At 59.1% G+C, this 15,949-nt stretch carries 8 protein-coding genes; all 8 read left to right on the top strand.

All coding sequences use genetic code 11. The features are described 5' to 3' along the window. The first annotated feature begins 124 nt into the window (after window positions 1–124). The 8 genes from JF70_RS01090 (at window position 125) to JF70_RS01055 (ending at window position 15,920) form a co-directional block, all read left to right on the top strand. Window positions 125–1,450, top strand: a complete 1,326-nt coding sequence (locus JF70_RS01090) for an MFS transporter (RefSeq protein ID WP_045934976.1) — start codon at window positions 125–127, stop codon at window positions 1,448–1,450. A 530-nt stretch (window positions 1,451–1,980) separates the two neighbouring features. After that, window positions 1,981–7,467: an endo-alpha-N-acetylgalactosaminidase family protein gene (locus JF70_RS01085; RefSeq protein WP_052690656.1), complete on the top strand. Its 5,487-nt coding sequence runs from the start codon at window positions 1,981–1,983 to the stop codon at window positions 7,465–7,467. Window positions 7,468–7,761: 294 nt separating this feature from the next. Next, window positions 7,762–9,087, top strand: coding sequence for an ABC transporter substrate-binding protein (locus tag JF70_RS01080; protein WP_045934975.1), 1,326 nt, complete (start codon window positions 7,762–7,764; stop codon window positions 9,085–9,087). A gap of 131 nt (window positions 9,088–9,218) precedes the next feature. Continuing rightward, entirely contained in the window at window positions 9,219–10,175 is a 957-nt protein-coding gene (locus tag JF70_RS01075; RefSeq protein ID WP_045934974.1) for a carbohydrate ABC transporter permease, read from the top strand. Then, the gene (locus JF70_RS01070; protein WP_045934973.1) at window positions 10,175–11,080 is read left to right on the top strand and encodes a carbohydrate ABC transporter permease; all 906 of its coding nucleotides are present in this window, start codon (window positions 10,175–10,177) and stop codon (window positions 11,078–11,080) included. The genes JF70_RS01075 and JF70_RS01070 overlap by 1 nt, the downstream gene beginning before the upstream one ends. 49 nt (window positions 11,081–11,129) lie before the next feature. Continuing rightward, window positions 11,130–13,322 carry a 1,3-beta-galactosyl-N-acetylhexosamine phosphorylase gene (gnpA, locus tag JF70_RS01065; protein ID WP_045934972.1) on the top strand — a complete coding sequence of 731 codons (2,193 nt, stop codon included), beginning with the start codon at window positions 11,130–11,132 and terminating at the stop codon, window positions 13,320–13,322. Continuing rightward, entirely contained in the window at window positions 13,312–14,391 is a 1,080-nt protein-coding gene (locus JF70_RS01060; protein WP_045934971.1) for a phosphotransferase enzyme family protein, read from the top strand. The genes gnpA and JF70_RS01060 overlap by 11 nt, the downstream gene beginning before the upstream one ends. Continuing rightward, window positions 14,388–15,920, top strand: coding sequence for a galactose-1-phosphate uridylyltransferase (locus JF70_RS01055; protein ID WP_045934970.1), 1,533 nt, complete (start codon window positions 14,388–14,390; stop codon window positions 15,918–15,920). Before JF70_RS01060 ends, JF70_RS01055 begins: the two co-directional genes overlap by 4 nt. The last annotated feature ends 29 nt before the right edge of the window (window positions 15,921–15,949 follow it).

Raw genomic sequence — 15,949 nt, 5'->3', positions numbered from 1 at the left:
ACTACAATCAGTTCTTAAATTTCCCATAGTGGACATTCAGAACAGACGAGCCGCAGATCAATGGGAGCATACAAACCAAGCAGCAGTTGGCCAGTCCCGATTCCGCGAGAGGAAGGCCCCAGTCATGTCGACCACACCGACACAGCCCTCATCACGAAAACAGGCTGTCTATCCATACCTGATCGTGCTCTCGGGCATCGTCTTCACGGCCATCCCGGTATCGCTGGTCTGCAGTTGTGCAGGCATCTTCTTCACTCCTGTCAGCAGCTACTTCCATGTTCCCAAGGCCGCATTCACCGGTTATTTCAGCATATTCAGCATCACCATGGTCATCTTCCTGCCGGTTGCCGGATGGCTGATGCACCGCTACGATCTACGCATCGTCCTGACGGCAAGCACCATCCTGGCCGGACTGGGCTGCCTGGGCATGTCCCGATCATCAGCCATGTGGCAGTTCTATCTATGCGGAGTGGTTCTGGGAATCGGCATGCCGCCCATACTCTATCTGTCAGTGCCCACGCTCATCAACGCCTGGTTCCGCAAACGGGTCGGGTTCTTCATCGGTCTGTGCATGGCCTTCACCGGCATAGGCGGGGTGATCTTCAACCAGATAGGCACCATGATCATCAGGTCCGCTCCTGATGGATGGCGGCGGGGATACCTGGTCTTTGCCATCCTGATTCTGGTGGTCACCCTGCCCTTCACCATTTTCGTCATTCGCGGCACGCCCGAACAGATGGGTCTGCATCCCTACGGCGCCACCGACCAGGAGCCTGCTGCGGCTGAGGCTGCCTCCAACAGCGCAGACACTGGAAGCAAAGACAAAAAGGACTCAAAGCTTGCCGCTTCGACTGTGGGCATGACCGCTTCCCAGGCCTTGCGCTCCCCTGCCTTCTGGGCGCTGGCGCTCTTCTGCGGCCTGATCACCATGAATCAGACCATCTACCAGTTCCTGCCATCCTATGCGGCATCCCTGCCATCCATGGCAGCATACACGGGCCTGATAGCGTCCTCCTGCATGGCCGGCCAGGCTATCGGCAAGATCATCCTGGGCATGGTCAATGACGGCAGCATCGTGGGCGGGCTATGCCTCGGCATCGGTGGCGGCATTCTCGGTGTCTGTCTCATGGTCGCCTTCCCCGGATTGCCCGCACTCCTCCTGCTGGGGGCCTTCGCCTTTGGCCTGGTCTACGCCTGCACTACAGTGCAGACACCAATCCTGGTTACAGCGGTCTTCGGCTCGCGTGACTACACCAACATCTATGCCCGCATCCAGATGGTGGGGTCCCTGGCCTCAGCCTTCGCCGCTCTCTTTTGGGGCGCCATCGCTGACCAGCCCCATGGCTACCTCATCATGTTCGGCCTGAGCATCCTGATTATGGTTGCGGCCTTGCTCCTGGGCATTATCCCCCTGAAAGGTACACACAAGTCGGTCACCCAAACCGCCTGACCGGGCCCTGCAACCAACAGTCTCCGCAACATCCCGATTTTCGTCATGCGCCGACAGAGGGACGACAGACCGCCGCTATAGGGACCTCACGTTCCGCAGAGAAGCCGGGCCGCCCAGCTAGATCAGGGGGCTTGTCACCATCGCCGGCCTCGGTCTTGACCGACCTGTAGAGCATCACCTACAACGCCATCCGCTCGCCTCTGACCGCAGCTACGGCAGTAAATCCATAAGGGAAGAATCGTTCGTTCACCGGATCTCCAGCCCATATGCATCGACGACCGTACAATCTGCAAATGCAGCTTCGAAGAACTTTCCTACCACAATACGACAAGTACATATACAAATAACCAAGCCTGATTTTTGAACCTGTCTCTACTTGTGCAATAACATTATCTTTACTACACTTACATTTGACATTGACGTGACGTTCTGGCCAAAACAACGACGTAGTAGGTTCCGGGCGGCCTCTTCTCCGGTTCATGGTTCAGTCGTCCATCATCACATAGACGGCAAGGAGGCTTGTCTAGAATATGAAACGCATCATATCCATGGCCCTGGCGACAGTATTCGCCTTGGCCACCGCAGGGGCCGCGGATCCGGCCTTCGCAACCACGGGGAGTCAGCCCTACCACGCCAATGCTCCGTCAACCCTGACAACAGGATCAGGGACAAAAACCAGAGCTGCTGGCACCAATCCACGGATCACTCCCGTCAATCCTGCAGACCACAAATGGACTCTGGACTCCTCCACCACCAAAGGCGGCGAGGTGCTGGAAAAGTCCAATGGCTGGCTGCACTTCAAGGCCTCAGCCGCCAATGGCAATTCCACGACAGCCAGCGAGCAGTACCCGGCCATCGCCCTGGACGCCACCACCTACGACTTCACCAGCCCAGGAGCTCTGACCTTGACCATGAGCTCACCCCAGCCTGGCACTGAGAACAGATTCGGGTTCTACCTCGGGTATGCCAATCCCAACTCCGGTCTCTTCATCGGCTATGACTCGGGCGGCTGGTTCTGGCAGCGCTACGGCGGGGACGGCCAGTGGTACACGGGAACCAGACTTCCGGCACCGGCCCAGGATACCCCGACCACGATAGGAATCACTTGGACTGGTCAGCGCGCAGGACTCACCGTGGACGGACGTGCTGCTTTCGAGGATGTCGACTACGGCCCAATGGCTGGCGCGCTAACCGGAAGGTTGGCCATGAAGGCCGGCGTTTACCAAAACCAGATCACTGACGTCAAGCTCAAGCTCAAGGAAGACCCGGCTGATCTGCATTCGGTCGTCGGGCGAATCGTTGATGCAGACGGCGGAGCCATCGCCGGAGCCAAGGTCCATCTGACGGGAGCTTCGACATTGACAGACGCCGAAGGCGCCTTCACCCTGGAGCAGATCAAATCAGGCCAATACACCCTACAGATCGGCAAACAGGGCTACGAGGACGTTACTAAGGACATACAGGTGGACCGTGCCGACCTGAATCTGGGATCCTTGCAGCTGAACAAAGCCACCCCAGAGGCCAAGGTCACCCTGAGCACCCCCGAGATGAGCGTGCAGGTCAGAAAGCACTTCCCCTCAGTGGTTCAATACACCATGACCAAGCTGGACAACAGGGTCATGTACGGCCGACATCAGGATCTGCGTCGTCTGAACATCAATGGCATAGACATGGATCTGACTGATTCAGACGTGACTTTCACCCAGCAAGGGACAGACAAGGCCACCTACCAGCTTCACGCCCGCAAGCCCGACCAGAATATCGATGCCACCGTGACAGCGGTCCTCTGGCTCAAGGCCAACACCCTGCACCTGGACATCACCAAGATTGAAAACGCTGCCGGAGAAGACCACCCCATCCAGACCATAGCCCTGCCCGGGCAGGATCTGGTATCCGTCAGCAGCGATCAGGACGGAGCTCAATTCACAGGCGCACGCATGTCCTCGGACACCAAAGTATCCGGCGACACCACCTTCCCCATCACTGACGACACCACAGTCGATCCAAACAAGGCCGATTACATCTACGGATTCGTCTCGGGAGGATCGCTGAGCGCCGGGCTATGGAGCAACAGCGAACATGACGGCACCACGGCGGGCAGCTCTACTGCCGGAGGCGGTCAAAACACCCGCGTGCTCACGGATGCCACCAGCGTTCATGGGTCAACATCCCTCGGACTGTCCAGCCCTGCCTGGTACTACCATCGCCAGGTCCGGGACTCCAAGAACCGCACGTTCACAGTCGAACAGACCGAAATGCCCAAGATGGCCGTGGCCATCACAGGCGACGAAAATCAGGACGGCAGGGTCGACTGGCAGGACGGGGCCATCGCCTACCGGGCCATCATGAACAACCCTTACGGAGCCCAGGAGGTGCCTGATCTGGTTTCCTGGCGTATCGCCATGAACTTCGGAAGCCAGGCCCAGAATCCCTTCCTCAGCACCTTGGACAATGTGAAGAAGGTAGACCTTAACACCGATGGGCTGGGTCAGTCCGTCCTGCTCAAGGGCTACGCCAACGAGGGGCATGATTCCGGCCACCCGGACTACGGGGACATCGGCACCCGGATGGGCGGCGCCAAGGACATGAACACCCTGATGAAGGAGGGAGCCAAGCATGGCGCCCGCTTCGGCGTACATGTCAACGCCGACGAGATGTACCCGGAGGCCAAGGCCTTCAACGAGGATCTGGTCCGCCGCCGGGCTGACGGCAGCCTCCAATACGGCTGGAACTGGCTTGATCAGGCGGTCGGCATCGACGGCATCCACGACCTGGCATCAGGCTCCCGCCAAAGCAGGTTCGGCGAGCTTAAGAAAAAGGTCGGCAACAATCTGGACTTCGTCTATGTGGATGTCTGGGGCAATCGAACCTCCGGCAACGAGGACTCCTGGGAAACCCGCAAGCTCTCGAAGATGATTACCGACAATGGTTGGCGAGTAGCCAACGAATGGGGCGCAGCCAACGAATATGACGCCACCTTCCAGCACTGGGCGGCTGATCTGACCTACGGAGGCTCCACCCTCAAAGGGCAGAACTCCCAGGTCATGCGTTTCCTGCGCAACCATCAGAAGGATAGCTGGGATGGCGACTACCCCGCTTACGGGGGCGCAGCCAACGCCCCACTTCTAGGCGGCTACAGCATGAAGGACTTCGAAGGCTGGCAGGGCCGCAACGATTACGATGCCTACATAGCCAACCTTTACACCCATGATCTGTCCACCAAGTTCATCCAGCACTTCAAGGTGACTCGCTGGGTCAACAATCCTCTGGACCAGCAGTCCCCCAAGGATCCTTCAGCCAACAACGGCCAGGAGCGGATAATCCTGAAGGACGACCTGGGTCACCAAGTGATCATCGACCGTGGTTCCAACGATCAGTCATCATCGGCCTACCGCGAGCGCACCATCACCCTTGACGGCCGAACCATCCTGCAGGGAGCGGTCTCGCCCGGCGACGGCAGTGGCCAAGGAACCGAGTCCTACCTGCTGCCATGGCTCTGGGACGCGAAGACAGGCAAGCCACTGTCTGTGAGTAACCAGAAGCTTTATCACTGGAACACCCGCGGCGGCACGACCACCTGGACCCTGCCCGACTCCTGGCACGATCTGTCTGCAGTCAAGGTCTACCGTCTGAGCGACCAGGGCAAGACCGACCCATTGGATATACCCGTAGTCAACGGGCAGATCACTCTGAACGCCAAAGCGGAAACTCCCTACGTGGTTCATCGCGGTGCCTCAGCCAATCCGGACATTTCCTGGAGCACAGGTTCCCATTTGGTCGACACAGGCTTCAACGGCGGCAAGAAAAGCCTTGAGGACAACTGGCAGACCAAGGGCTCCGGGAGCGCCACCATCGTCAAAAGTGCTTCCAGCAATCCCATGCTCAAGCTGGATGGCCGAATCGAATCGTCACAGACCATAAAGGATCTGGAGCCTGGTGCACGTTATGCCCTCTATGTGGGCGTGGATAACCGAAGCGACGGCCAGACACGCCTGGAGGTCCGCAACGGAGACCAGGTGCTGGCCACCAACTCCACTGGGCGCAGCATAGCCAGGAACTTCGTGCAGGCCGATCCCCACAACACCAACTGCGCCACGGTAGATGGCAGCAGCCTCTTCCAGAACATGTACGTCTTCTTCACAGCACCGGATCAGGGCAATCCGATTCTGACCCTTTCACATCAAGGTGAGGGATCCGCCTACTTCGACAATCTGCGCCTGGTGAAGAACGGGTACCAGGGTCTGGAAACCGACGCAGATGGCGGCGTGAAGACCTTGACCAATGACTTCGAGCACAACGCTCAAGGCATATGGCCCTTTGTGGTCTCGGGCGCAGAGGGTGTGGAGGACAACCGCGTCCATCTGTCCGAGCTCCACGCCCCCTACACTCAGGCGGGCTGGGACGTCAAGAAGATGGACGATGTGCTGCAAGGAGATTGGTCGATCAAGATCAACGGGTTGACCGAACGTAACACCTTGGTCTACCAGACCATTCCCCAGAATGCCCGGTTCCTGACCGGAGCCACCTACCGAATCTCCTTCGACTACCAGGCCGGATCCACCGGCTCCTACGCTCTGGCCATTGGGCAGGGCGAGTTCGACCCGGCCCGCACCCAGCTGAAACCCTTGGAGAAAGCCCTGGGCACTACGGCCCACTACCAATTCGAGCTGACTGGCGGACCTCGGGATTCCTCTTGGTTCGGCATCTACTCGACCGACAAGGCACCCGACCGCCAGGGCACATCTGGCGATGCGGCCAACTTCGGTGGGTATCAGGACTTCGTCCTGGACAACCTGCGCATCGAGCGGCTTCCAGACACGTCCAAGACCCAGGAAGAGGCCCGAGCCAAACTCAAGCAGGTGCGTGATCGCTTCGACGACAGCCGCGCAAAGTACAGCGACCAGGCTTGGCTGACCTACCTGCATACGGTGGATCAGGCCCGTCTGCTGATCGAAAAGGACGGCTCGGGACCGAAGGACTGGTCACATGCCTACGGAATCCTGACGGCCCTTGAGGACTACATGGCCACGGCACCCGGGTCGCAAGCAAGCGATGGCTGCGACATAGCCAAGGATAAGTATGCAGTCAGCGCAGGCAGTGAACAGCCCGATGCCGGCGGTGTCGAGGGACCAAAGGAGTATGCCCAGGATGGCAAGCCCTCAACCTACTGGCACACCAAGTGGGGTGCAAACGCCCTTGAGGACGGCTCAGCCTGGTATCAATTCGACCTGCAAGAGCCCACCACTGTCAATGGACTGCGTTACCTCCCCCGGCCGGGCGGCGATTCGGTCAACGGCAAGATCAAAGGCTACAAGATCACTCTGACCCGTAGTGGACAGTCGGAGCCGGTAGAGATAACCGGCACCTTCGACACGCAGACTACCTGGCAGAAGATCTCCTTCACCCCGGTATCCAATGTGATCAGAGTCAGATTGACCGCAATCGAGACCACGGGCCAAAGCAGCTCGGAAGCCAACCATTATGTATCGGCAGCCGAGCTCCGTCTGACCACCGATTGCACCCTGCCGACCTTGGCGGAACCTGTAGACAAGGGCGAGCTGCAGGATCTGGTGAATCAGGCTGCAGGACTCAAGGAGGCGGATTACACTCCAGACAGCTGGAAGACCTTGCAGGATAAGCTAGCCACAGCCAAGCAGGTGTTGGCCGACGATCAGGCCACGGCCTATCAGGTGGCCTTGGCCGCCGCCAATCTGCAGACGGCCATCACCAAGCTTCAGCCCGCAATACCCGGAACCGGCATACCCGGAACCGGTATAGGCGGTATCGGCAGCGGATCAGATACCGGAAAGAATCCGATCACCGGCACAGGCAATGGTTCTGGCCTCGGTGGCGGCAAGGGGAATATACTGCAGAAGCCAACCCATCCCAATGCTCACGGGCAGGACGGATGGCTATCGGCGACAGGCGTCGCAGTGACCTCCCTGCTGGTCGTAGTTATGCTCGGGCTGACGACTGGTCTCCTCCTGACCAGGCGCAGTCAGGGGAAACGAAGTTAACTAATAACAATAACCCTGACTGAAAGGGACGGCGAGGCCTTATACCCCGCCGCCCCTTTTTGTATCTCTAACATGCAATTACAGCTGATACAAATTTATCAACAAGTAAACACCGACAGCCATGACCTACATGAAGGCGACAAAACCAAGACCATGGCGGGGAATTGATTTAGTGCCCAGGTAAGGAAGACCGATCCATGAATTGTAAATAGTGTTGACAATTAGACCTAATGTGTTAATCTGAAACTGGTCGTCTGGTGACGACGACGGCCATTTACCGTAAAGGAGCGGGAAATGATATCTGAAGGGAAACGACTACTCGCTGCGGTGACGTCGCTGGCGGCCCTGAGCATCGCCCTGTCGGGCTGTGGTTCATCGGGGGCGTCAAAGTCCTCATCTGAAAGCGAGTCTTCCAAGTCGGACGAAAAAGTGCAGATCACCTACCTGCATCGGCTACCGGACAAACCGAACATGACCCCCGTCAATGACATCGTCGCGCGGTGGAACAAGTCCCACCCCAACATTCAGGTCAAGGCAACCAAGTTCAACGGCAAGTCAGCCGAGATGATCAAGAAGCTGGAGACCGATGTCAAGGCCGGCAACGCACCGGACCTGGCCCAAGTGGGCTATGCCGAGCTGCCGGAGGTCTACACCAAGAGCATGCTGGAGGACGTGAGTGCCCAAGCCTCCAAGTACAAGGACAATTTCTCCCCCGGGGCCTACAAGCTTATGGGCATTGACGGCAAGATGTTCGGCCTGCCGCAGGACACTGGCCCGCTGGTCTACTTCTACAACAAGGCCGAATTCGATAAGCTGGGCATTTCAGTGCCCACTTCCAAGGACGAGCTGATCGAAACCGCCAAGAAGACGGCTGCACAGGGCAAGTACATCATGTCCTACCAGCCCGACGAGGCCGGCAACATGATGCCAGGCCTGGCCGGTGCCACCAAGCCCTGGTACACCGTAAAGAACGATGCCTGGGTGGTGGACACCCAGACCGACGGCTCCAAGCAGGTGGCCGACGTTTATCAGCAGCTGCTGGACGCCAAGGCTGCTCCAACCAATCCACGCTGGGACCCCTCTTTCGATGCCTCACTCAAGAACGGCCAGCTTATCGGTACTGTGGGCTCCGCCTGGGAGGCACCTCTCATCGTTGACACCATGGGCGATACCGGCAAGGGCGAATGGCGCGTAGCCCAGCTGGGAGACTGGTTCGGTAACTCAGGCAAATCCAGCCCGGACGGCGGATCCGGCGTCGCTGTGCTCAAGGGCAGCAAGCATCCTGAACAGGCCATGGAGTTCCTCAACTGGTTCAACACCCAAGTCAAGGACCTGACCTCCCAAGGTCTGGTACTGGCTGCCACCACCGAGGAAGCGAAGACCCCCGAGAGCTGGTCATCCTACTTCGGCGATCAGGACCTCATGAAGGAATTCGCCACCGCCAACAAGAACATGGGCGACTTCACCTACATGCCGGGCTTCTCCTCGGTAGCTGCGGCCATGACAGAAACTGCCGCCAAGGCTGCCACCGGGCAGGCCAAAGTCGCTGACATCTTCTCGCAGGCACAGACCACCTCCATAGCCACCCTCAAGGACTACGGCCTGGCCGTCGCCAAGTAATCGACACCATCAGGACCGAGCGGAACCATTCCCGAGGTTTGGGACCCGAAGCCGGTGAACGTGTTTCGGGTCCCAAACATGCTCGGTCGTAATCTCATTTTCTCTTCAAGACAAGGACAGGTGTACCCAGAATGAGTGCTACACGGCGGTCGTCAGCTGCCCGACCAGGCAGGGCGGGACGCTCGGATGCGGTGAAACGTGCCGAACGCACGGGTTGGGCTTTCATGGCCCCCTTCGGCATCCTGTTCATCGTGGTCTTCATCATCCCTATCATCTATGCCATTTACTCCAGCTTCTTCCAGGACGTCGCCTCGGGTGGCGGCGCCTACGGGGGCGGAACCATGGTCAATAAATTCGTGGGTCTGGCCAACTTCAGGTATGTGGTGACCTCGGCCGCCTTTTGGTCGGGAATCGGCCGTGTGCTGATATATACCCTGATCCAGGTGCCCATCATGATCATCGCCGCCCTGGCCCTGGCCATGGTGCTGGATTCCTACTTGGTCAAGCACGTGACCCCATTCCGTCTAGGCTACTTCCTGCCTTATGCCATCCCCGGGGTGGTCGCATCCATCATCTGGGTCTTCCTCTACAATCCGCAGATCTCACCCATCGTCAAGGGCCTATCCTCCATAGGCATCACCGTAGACTTCTTCGCCGGCAAGGTCGTCCTGGCATCCATGGCCAACATCACCACTTGGACCTTCACCGGGTACAACATGCTCATCTTCCTGGCAGCCCTGCAGGCCATCCCCCATGATTTGTACGAAGCGGCCCGCATAGACGGGGCCACCGGCTGGCAGATCGCCCTGCACATCAAACTGCCAAATGTGCGCGGCGCCGCCCTGCTGGCCATGCTGCTCTCCATCATCGGCACAATCCAGCTCTTCAATGAGCCCCAGGTCATGCAGACAGCCGATCCGGGCATCTCCAACTCCTTCACACCCATGATGATGGCCATGAACACCTCCCGTGGAACCCTGACCCCCAAGGGCAATGGTCCGGCATCGGCCATCGCCATCGTCATGGCCCTGATTGCCGGCGTGCTGGCCTTCCTCTACGCCTGGATTGAAAGGAAGGTGAACGAATAATGCGCATCTTTCACTCAAGAAGCGGTTCCACCCAGGAACTGCCACGTTCCATGCGCCCCTCCCACCTGGCCAAGATCATCACCGTGGCCGTCCTGATCATCACCCTGATCTACTTCCTCTTCCCCATCTACTGGGCCGTCATCGCCTCCACCAAGTCGCCTTCCCAGTTGATCGGCAGCAATGGCATCTGGTTCGCATCGAGCCTCAAGGACCTGCCCGGCGCCATCGCCACCAACTACAGCAAGCTGCTGGGCTGGACACATGCCAGGTTCTGGCAGTGGGTTGCCAATTCGTTGATCTACTCGGGCGTATCCGCAGTGATCGGAACCATCGTCTCGGTCATGGCCGGCTATGGAACAGCTAAATTCAACTTCCGCGGGAAGGGCATAGCGATGGCCGTCGTCATGGCATCCCTGCTCATGCCTGCCGCGCTGATGACCATTCCTCAGTACTCCATCTTCCAGGCACTGCATTTGGACAACACCATGCTGTCCATCATCATCCCCTGCTCGGTCTCGCCCTTCGGGTTCTTCCTGGGAAGGGTATATGCGCAGAGTTCAGTGCCCACGGAACTGCTGGAAGCAGCCAGGATTGACGGAGCCGGCGAGGCGCGCATCTTCTTCACCATTGTCCTCAGACTGCTGGCGCCGGCCATGGTGACCATCTTCCTCTTCCTGTTCGTGGCCACCTGGAACAACTTCCTGCTGCCATTGATGATGCTCTCCGGCGAAGGGCTCTACCCGGTGACCCTGGGTCTGTACGGCATGGTCTCCCTGCCCACCTTCAACGACAGAGGAGCCCTGATGATGGGGGCCCTGCTGGGCGTGCTACCGGTCATCATCCTCTTCCTGTGCCTGCAGCGGTTCTGGCAGGCTGGCCTTGCCGCCGGCTCTGTCAAGGGCTGAGGCTCACCCACCAACCAATTCATACATCCGCGAAGGAGCATGTTGATATATGAGCACCACAGGCCGATTCACCTTGCCTGGCGAGGAACACTTTGTCAAGCAAACCGAGGAGCTTTGCCAAAGGTGGGGGGCGGATGCCATCCGCAATTCCGACGGCACCAGTCTGGACAAGGAACTGCTCGGGCTGGGAAAGAAAGTCTATAGCGCCTATTTCCCAGCCAGGGGCTATAACGGGTGGATCCGCGAGCATATGGACGAGACGCCTCAGGTCTTTCTGCTGACGGATCGAGTCCTGGCTCAGAACGGGCGGGTCGACATCGATCTGATGTCCGGCTTCTTCGACCAGCAATTCACCCCCAACCGCGACGACGACCCCCACCGATACTGGGAGGTGATCGACCGGACCACCGGGGCGGTGCTACCCGACGAATCCTGGAATCTTGACCCTGACTTGGACCGCGTCCATATCGAGGGCGCCATGCCAATGCATGAATATACGGTCACTTTCCTGGCCCGCATCATCTGGGATCCTGTGGAGATGTACAACCACCTGACCAACGACTGGGGCGACCGGGAACACCAGATTCCCCTGGACATCTACCACCCCGCCACCCGCGACTTCGCCATGAAGGCCTTCGCCCGATGGCTGAAAGACAACCCCTCCACCGACGTGGTTCGCTTCACCACCTTCTTCTATCAGTTCACGCTGCTCTACGACCAGCATCAACAGGAAAAAATCGTCGACTGGCTGGGCTACGCCTGTACAGTCAGCCCTAGAGCCCTCGAGGATTTCTCACGGGAATATGGATACCGCCCACGGGCCGAGGACTTCGTTCGAGACGGCTCCTACAATTCCTCCTTCCTGGTGCCTACGCGAACACAGCGCGACTGGATGGATTTCATCAGCCGTTTTGTAAGGGCCAATGTGGCCACCATGGTCGACATGACCCACGCAGCCGGTAAGGAAGCCATGATGTTCCTAGGCGACCAGTGGATCGGCACCGAACCTTATCGGCCCGGGTTCTCCGATCTCAAGCTGGATGCCGTGGTCGGATCCGTCGGTGACGGAACCACCCTGCGCATGATCGCCGACATCCCCGGGGTCCGTTACACCGAGGGACGCTTCCTTCCATATTTCTTCCCCGACACCTTCCATGAGGGCAACGACCCCAGCATCGAGGGCCTGGACAACTGGAGGAAGGCCCGCCGGGCCATTCTGCGCAGTCCCATATCGCGCATGGGCTACGGCGGCTATCCTTCGCTGGCTATAAAGTTCCCCAAGTTCGTGGACACCGTGGCGGCCATCGCGGAGGAGTTCCGCGACCTGCACCGACACACAGGCAGCCGCCCTGCCGCCACCCAGCTGACCGTGGCGGTGCTCAACTCCTGGGGGGCCATGCGCTCCTGGATGGCCTACACCGTGGCCCATGCCCTGCCCAACCAGCAGACCGCCTCCTACTACGGCATCCTGGAAGCCCTCTCCGGCATGAGGGTCTCCGTCCGCTTCATCAGCTTTGACGATCTTCTGAGTCAGGGCGTGGATCCGGACATCGACGTCATCATCTGCGGCGGACCGGAAGGCACCGCTTTCAGTGGTGGAACAGTATGGAAGAACCCCGAGCTGGTACGGATTCTGCGCACCTGGACGGAAAACGGCGGCGGTCTGATCGGAGTCGGCCAGCCCACGGCTCTGGACTGGCAGGGACGTTTCTTCCAGCTGGCTGACATATTCGGCGTGGATCAGGAGCGCTACCGGACGCTTTCTGTGGACAAACACTTCTCCCCAACCATACAAGACCACTTCATCATCCATGACCTGCCGGAGAATGCCCCTGCCGACTTCGGCCACCCGATTCTCGACACCTACCCTATCGATGGACATACAAGCCTGCTCAGGGCCGATGGCGGTCAGGTCCAGCTGGCGGTGCGTGACTACGGCAGCGGACGCGGAGTTTATCTGTCTGGACTTCCCTATTCGGCAGTCAATGCCCGCCTGCTGGAACGAGCTCTGTTTTGGGCGGCCCACAAGGAGGAGCGGTACCGGAAGTGGAGCAGCGACAATCCTGAATGCGAAGTGGCCGTCTTTCCTCAGTCGGAAACCTTCTGCGTGATCAACAACAGCGAAATGGCGCAGAGGACAGAGATTCGACTTCCCGGTGGAACAAGCCGAGCCCTTGACCTGGGCCCCTCGGCCATGGTCTGGCAACCGCTGCCTTCGGAAAAGAGGGACCATGAAGATTGATGAGAGCGCGCTGCGTCAGGTGGCAGAACACTTCGCCATGCAGGGCAGTCTGGAAGACGTCACTCCCTACGGCAACGGACATATCAATGTCACCTACCTGGCCAGAACCGACCGGCGACGGTACATCCTGCAGCAGATGAACACGACTGTTTTCCCCGATACTGCTGCTCTAATGCACAACATTGAGCTGGTCACCGACTTCCTACGCTCGCAGGGGCAGGAGACCTTGGACATCGTACCCACCGACCAGGGCGCCTCCTGGTACCAAAACGACCAAGGGGCCTGGCGGGTCTACAAATTCATCGAGCACACCCGATCCTACGAGATGGTGCCCAACCCCCAGGTCTTCCGCAACGCCGGAGACGCTTTCGGGCGGTTCCAGAATTATCTGGCCGACTTCGATGCCTCCCAGTTGAACGTGACCATCCCCCATTTCCATGACACGCCCAAACGCTTCCGTGATCTGATGGCCGCCATCGAGGATGACCGCAGAGGCCGGGTCAGGGAATGCCAGGAGGAGATTGATTTCTTCCGACAGCGCGCAGACCGTTACGGCACCGTGATGGATGGTCTGGCTGATGGGACCATACCCCTGCGGGTGACCCATAACGATACCAAGCTCAACAACATTCTCATGGACGAGACCACCGGCCGAGCCAGGGCAATCATCGATCTGGACACGATCATGCCCGGCTCCATGCTCTTCGACTTCGGGGACGCCATACGCTTCGGGGCCTCCACTGCGCTGGAGGACGAGCAGGACTTGGAAAAGGTGCACTTTGACACCAATCTTTTCCAGGCCTATGCCCAAGGGTTCATCGGGGCCGTCCGCTCAAGCATCACCGATCGAGAGGCCCAGCTGCTTCCCCTGAGCGCCTTGCTGATGACCGAGGAATGCGGCATGCGATTCCTGACCGACTACCTGCAGGGAGACATTTACTTCGCCGTCGCCTATCCGGAGCACAATCTGGTGCGCTGCCGCACCCAGGTGACCCTGGCCCGTCAGATGGAAAAATCAACAGATCAGACTGCCAGCATGGTCGGCCAGGTCATGGAGGCCACCAGATGAGCCCACAGACCGATTCACGGGAGTCCGAAAAACAACCTGCCCTGGATGCAGACCTGGATGCCCTTCTGGACTTTGCCCGCCGACATCTGGAATTGGACGAACGCGACACGGATTGGACGCGCAATCGCCTGCTGGCACTACTGGATTTGGACTACTATACTCCTAGCGACCGAGCTTCCGCCCGTCAATCGACGAGCCAAGGCTCCACAGCCGAAGAGATCACCGACCTGCTGGCGGCTTTTCGCCGGGATGCCCACGCCGCAGGCGTATTCACAGCCGATCGGGATGCAGCGGTCACTGATCGACTCATGGGCCAGATCACGCGTTCCCCATCCCAGGTGGCTGACAGGTTCGCCGCCGTTGAGGCGGAAAAGGGATCCATGGCCGCCATGCGCTGGCTCTATGACTACGGGATCGCATCGACCTACATCAAAAAAGCCGACCTGGATCGCAACCCCAGATTCGAATCCCAGGGCCTGATCATCACCATCAACCAAGCCAAACCCGAGTTCCGCACCATGGCCAAAGCCGCAGCCGGCAATCGGGTGGGCAGCGGCTACCCGGCATGCACCATATGCAGAGCCAATGAAGGTTTCGCAGGACGAGGCAGGAGCACCCTACGCACTTTAGGCGTGACCCTTGGCGGTCATCCCTGGTTCTGGCAGTTCTCCCCCTACGGCTACTTCGACCAGCACGGCATCTGCGTCAATGCCGAACACAGACCCATGCGTGTGGACCGAGAGACTTTCGGCAACCTTCTGGACTTCGTGGATCGTTTTCCAGGCTACTTCCTGGGATGCAATGCCGCCCTGCCGGGAATAGGCGGGTCGGTGCTGGCCCACGACCACTACCAGGGCGGAGGAGAGATTCTGCCCCTGCATAAGGCTCCGGCCAGAATGGCCATGTCCCTGCCTGGCACGCCTGGCATTCTGATCGAGATTCCGGACTGGCCAGGCACGGCCATCCGCCTGATAGGTCATGATCGGGAGGACCTCATCGAGGTAAGCGACCTGATTCGGCGCGGCTGGATCGATTACTCCGACGAAGCTCTCAACATCCGTCCACAGGGTCCCCGGGGCCGTCAATCAGCGCTCTCGCCTAGTGTGCTCATCACTGACCGGGGATACGAGATGAACCTGATTCTGCGCAACAACGGGGTCAGTGAGCAGTATCCGGACGGCATCTTCCACGTTCATCCTGAGTTCTACGCCATCAAGCAGGAGCCCATCGGATTAATCGAAGCCCAGGGTCTCTTCGTTCTGCCAGGCCGCTTGGTGCCACAGCTGACAAGACTCGCCAGGGCCCTGGAAGATGGCGAGGATCTTCCAGGGTCCCTGAAAGAATTCCGCAATCAGTGGGATGAGCTGACGGTCATGCTGGGGGGATCGCGCGATCCTCAACAGATTCGTTCGGCCATACGCCGGGAATTGGGCGATGTCTGCAAGCGGATCCTGGGCAACACCGCGGTATTCAAGGATCCTATGCAGACCCGGGCCTTCCTGCTCGGGCTGGGATTCGTTGATCGGTAGCGTGGGCATGCCATCCCATAGGATGGAAT

The organism is Bifidobacterium mellis (assembly GCF_000967265.1).
In the GTDB taxonomy this organism is placed as follows: domain Bacteria; phylum Actinomycetota; class Actinomycetes; order Actinomycetales; family Bifidobacteriaceae; genus Bombiscardovia; species Bombiscardovia mellis.
The sequence above is the reverse complement of the archived record's forward strand: the minus strand, read 5'-3'. Positions and strand labels throughout refer to the sequence as shown.

What these genes read in the sequence shown, in the direction of transcription:
- JF70_RS01090 (WP_045934976.1), top strand. Translation starts at nt 125, where the DNA reads ATGTCGACCACACCGACACAGCCCTCATCACGAAAACAGGCTGTCTAT.
- JF70_RS01085 (WP_052690656.1), top strand. Translation starts at nt 1,981, where the DNA reads ATGAAACGCATCATATCCATGGCCCTGGCGACAGTATTCGCCTTGGCC.
- JF70_RS01080 (WP_045934975.1), top strand. Translation starts at nt 7,762, where the DNA reads ATGATATCTGAAGGGAAACGACTACTCGCTGCGGTGACGTCGCTGGCG.
- JF70_RS01075 (WP_045934974.1), top strand. Translation starts at nt 9,219, where the DNA reads ATGAGTGCTACACGGCGGTCGTCAGCTGCCCGACCAGGCAGGGCGGGA.
- JF70_RS01070 (WP_045934973.1), top strand. Translation starts at nt 10,175, where the DNA reads ATGCGCATCTTTCACTCAAGAAGCGGTTCCACCCAGGAACTGCCACGT.
- gnpA (WP_045934972.1), top strand. Translation starts at nt 11,130, where the DNA reads ATGAGCACCACAGGCCGATTCACCTTGCCTGGCGAGGAACACTTTGTC.
- JF70_RS01060 (WP_045934971.1), top strand. Translation starts at nt 13,312, where the DNA reads ATGAAGATTGATGAGAGCGCGCTGCGTCAGGTGGCAGAACACTTCGCC.
- JF70_RS01055 (WP_045934970.1), top strand. Translation starts at nt 14,388, where the DNA reads ATGAGCCCACAGACCGATTCACGGGAGTCCGAAAAACAACCTGCCCTG.